At 60.1% G+C, this 4064-nt stretch carries 2 protein-coding genes and 1 riboswitch; of the genes, one reads left to right on the top strand and one right to left on the bottom strand.

Features of this window, described 5'->3' with window-relative positions:
• Nucleotides 1-129 precede the first annotated feature (129 nt).
• On the bottom strand, nt 130-1569 hold the full coding sequence (locus DW49_RS0117425; protein ID WP_005620911.1) for a TolC family outer membrane protein: 1440 nt from the start codon (nt 1567-1569) through the stop codon (nt 130-132).
• Between the two features lie 162 nt (nt 1570-1731).
• Nucleotides 1732-1836, top strand: a riboswitch (TPP riboswitch).
• Between the two features lie 156 nt (nt 1837-1992).
• On the opposite strand from DW49_RS0117425, the gene thiC reads away from it, so the two are divergent.
• Entirely contained in the window at nt 1993-3882 is a 1890-nt protein-coding gene (gene thiC / locus DW49_RS0117420) for a phosphomethylpyrimidine synthase ThiC (RefSeq protein ID WP_024420701.1), read from the top strand.
• Nucleotides 3883-4064 lie beyond the last annotated feature (182 nt).

The raw sequence follows: 4064 nt of genomic DNA, 5'->3' as shown, positions 1-4064 counted from the left end.
ACGATAGTTGAGATTATCGTTCCTCACGCTCCAGCGTGGGAATGCCTTGGGTGACGCTCGGCGTCACAAATCTGTGCCGCGCTGCATGACTTGAAGTCGGACGCAAGGCGTCCAGAGCGGCCAGCAACCTCAGCGCTGTGCAGGCCGCTCGAAATTCTTCTGCGCTGCAGTCGCCAAATCCGGTGGCAGGAAGTCCTTGTCCGGGTTGTAGTCCGGTTTGAGGTAGCGTGACAGGTCCTGCAAGTCGCCCGGGTTCAGTGTGCCAGCGGCCTGCTTGAGGCGCAGGTTGTCGAGGATGTAGTCATAGCGCGTGTTGTTGTAGTCACGCACCGAGGCATACAACTGACGCTGGGCATCAAGCACATCGACGATGTTGCGGGTGCCGACCTGATAGCCGATTTCTGTGGCTTCCAGCGCACTCTGGTTGGAGATGATCGACTGTTTACGCGCCTGAACCTGCTCCACGTCGGTGTTCACCGCACGGTGCAGGTTGCGGGTGTTTTCCACCACCTGACGACGCAGGCTTTCGCGGCGCTGCTCGCTCTGGCTCAGGCGCGAATAAGCCTCACGCACCTGTGAGCTGGTCAGGCCGCCGCTGTAAATCGGTATATTCAACTGTACGCCAATGCTGCGCTGCTCGACGTCGCCGCCGTAATTCTGCCCGGTGTAGTTGGGGTTGTTGAAACCCAATGCATCGTTGTCGCCACGCTGGTAAGTCGCCACGGCATCGAGGGTCGGCGCGTGCCCGGCCTTGCGCTGGCGCAGGGTCTCTTCGGCAGCGCTGACGGCGTAATTGCTGGCCAGCAGGTTGAGGTTCTGCTGGGCGGCGGTGTCCACCCAGGCTTTGGCGTCGTTGGGCGTTGGCGCGAGCACCGGCAAGGTGTGCACGATGCCTTCGATGGAGTTGTATTCGCGATTGGTCAGGGTCACCAGTGCCTGAAAGGCATCGTCCACCTGGCGTTTGGCGATCAGCCGGCTGGCGCGCGAGGTGTCGTAGCTGGCCTGGGCTTGCAGCACATCGGTCTTGTCCGACAGGCCGACATCGAAGCGCTCGTTGGCTTGATCCAGTTGGCGTTTGAACGCCGCTTCCTCAGCCTTGGTCGAGGCCAGATTGTCCTGCGCGCGCAATACACTGAAATAGCTCTGCGCCGATTGCAGGATCAGGTTCTGCTCGGTGGCAGACAGTTCCAGCGCGGCCTGTTCGTTGACCGCTTCGGCAGCCTGCAACTGGAACCAACGGTCGGCGCGAAAGATCGGCTGGCTCAGGGTAGCCTGATAAACCGTGCCGCTGCGAGTCGCCACGGCGCTGGGGCGGTCGATGCTCGTGCGGGTGTTGGTGTTCTGGACGCTGCCGGAAATATTCGGCAGCAGGCCGGCACGGGCCTGCGGTACGGCTTCCTTGCGGGCATCGTAATCGGCACGCGAGGCCGCGAGATCGGCGTTGTTGTCCACCGCCTGCTGGTAAACATTCAACAGACCGGTCTTGGTTGGCAGCGGCAAGTCGGCAGCCCAGGTCAGTACGCTGGACGCCAACGAAACAGCCACGACCAACGAAAGTTTGCGCAACATGAGGCATTCCCTGTTCATGAAGAAAGTAGTCACAGTTCGGAGAGAAACCGGGTTAGCGAGTGTAGAGCCAGACGCTTTCAGCAACAATCGGCGATTTGCGCCATTTATCGAGCCTCTTGCAAATAGGCTGGCATTACGATCGCGCCCCGGCATAGACTGGCCGCGTTCTTGTCGGGGTGCCTTGCTATGAGGCTGAGATCGGTTAAACCGGATCCCGTTGAACCTGATCAGGTTAGCGCCTGCGTAGGGAACAAGATTTCTCGTCTCCCGGCGAGTCCTCTTGAGTGTCGTCCGGGGTCGATTGTTCAAATAATGAACAGTTTCGCCTTCTTTCGATGCTCAGCACCAGCACTGGTGCATCCGTCCGTCATGATCAGGTCACTCCGACAATAAATCCGCAACCGGATGTCTGGAGAGCCCGTGATGAGTACAAAACCAAAAAACGCAGCCCATTTGAGCGAGTCGGCACAAGTCGATTCCGGATCGGTACAGCCGTTTACCCGTTCGCAGAAAATCTACGTTCAGGGCTCGCGCCCGGACATCCGCGTGCCGATGCGCGAAGTCACTCTGGATGTCACACCGACTGACTTCGGCGGTGAAATCAACGCGCCTGTTACCGTCTATGATACCTCCGGCCCGTACACCGACCCCAACGTGATCATCGATGTGCGCAAAGGCTTGGCGGATGTTCGCTCGCCGTGGATCGACTCGCGCAATGACACCGAGCGCCTGCCGGGCTTGAGTTCCCACTTCGGCCAACAACGCCTGAGCGACGCCGAACTGACCGCGCTGCGCTTTGCCCATGTGCGCAATCCGCGCCGCGCCAAGGCGGGCGCCAACGTCAGCCAGATGCACTATGCACGTCAGGGGATCATTACTGCCGAGATGGAATACGTTGCCATCCGCGAGAACATGAAACTTCAGGAAGCCCGCGCCGCCGGCCTGCTGACCCAGCAGCACGCCGGGCACAGCTTCGGGGCGAGCGTTCCGAAGGAGATCACCGCCGAGTTCGTGCGTGAAGAGATCGCCCGTGGCCGCGCCATCATCCCGGCCAACATCAACCACGTCGAGCTGGAACCGATGATCATCGGCCGTAACTTCCTGGTGAAGATCAACGGCAACATCGGCAACAGTGCGCTGGGTTCTTCCATCGAAGAAGAAGTCGCCAAACTGACCTGGGGCATCCGCTGGGGTTCGGACACGGTCATGGACCTGTCCACCGGCAAGCACATTCACGAAACCCGCGAGTGGATCATCCGCAACTCGCCCGTGCCGATCGGTACGGTGCCGATCTATCAGGCGCTGGAAAAAGTCGGCGGCGCGGCCGAGGACCTGACCTGGGAGCTGTTCCGCGACACGTTGATCGAACAGGCCGAGCAGGGCGTCGATTACTTCACCATTCACGCCGGTGTGCTGCTGCGTTACGTACCGCTGACCGCCAAGCGCGTGACCGGGATTGTCAGCCGTGGCGGTTCGATCATGGCCAAGTGGTGCCTGGCGCATCACCAGGAAAACTTCCTGTACACGCATTTCGAAGACATCTGCGAAATCATGAAGGCCTACGACGTCAGCTTCTCGCTGGGCGATGGCCTGCGTCCGGGCTCGATTGCCGACGCCAACGATGCGGCGCAATTCGGTGAGCTGGAAACTCTTGGCGAACTGACCAAGATTGCCTGGAAACACGACGTGCAGACCATGATCGAGGGCCCCGGCCATGTGCCGATGCAGTTGATCAAGGAGAACATGGACAAGCAGCTCGAGTGCTGCGACGAAGCGCCGTTCTACACCCTCGGCCCGCTGACCACTGATATTGCACCGGGTTATGACCACATCACGTCGGGCATCGGCGCGGCGATGATCGGCTGGTTCGGCTGCGCCATGCTGTGTTACGTCACGCCCAAGGAGCACTTGGGGCTGCCGAACAAGGATGACGTGAAGACCGGCATCATCACCTACAAGATCGCAGCTCACGCGGCGGACCTGGCCAAAGGACATCCGGGCGCGCAGATTCGTGACAATGCGTTGAGCAAAGCGCGCTTCGAGTTTCGTTGGGAGGACCAGTTCAACCTCGGCCTGGACCCGGACACCGCGCGCTCGTACCACGACGAAACCCTGCCCAAGGATTCGGCAAAGGTCGCGCACTTCTGCTCCATGTGCGGACCGAAATTCTGCTCGATGAAAATCACCCAGGAAGTACGCGAATACGCTGCCAATCAGCGGATTGAAGCAGTGGACGTCGACGTCGCCAAGGGTCTTGCCGAACAGGCCGAGCGCTTCAAGCAGGAGGGCAGCCAGTTGTACAAGAAGGTGTAGGGAGCGGCAGCCCGTCGTTATACACAGTCCCGCTTTTGATTCTGGCCGAAGGCCGTGGGAGCGAACTTGTTCGCGAAGGGGCCGGTACATTCGCAGAAGATTTATCGCTCACGGCATAGCCTTCGCGGACAAGTCCGCTCCCACCCAAACCCAGACGAGCTGGCTTTTGATTCTGGCCGAAG

Origin of the sequence: Pseudomonas avellanae BPIC 631 (assembly GCF_000444135.1) — a bacterium.
GTDB lineage: Bacteria > Pseudomonadota > Gammaproteobacteria > Pseudomonadales > Pseudomonadaceae > Aquipseudomonas > Aquipseudomonas avellanae.
The sequence above is the reverse complement of the archived record's forward strand: the minus strand, read 5'-3'. Positions and strand labels throughout refer to the sequence as shown.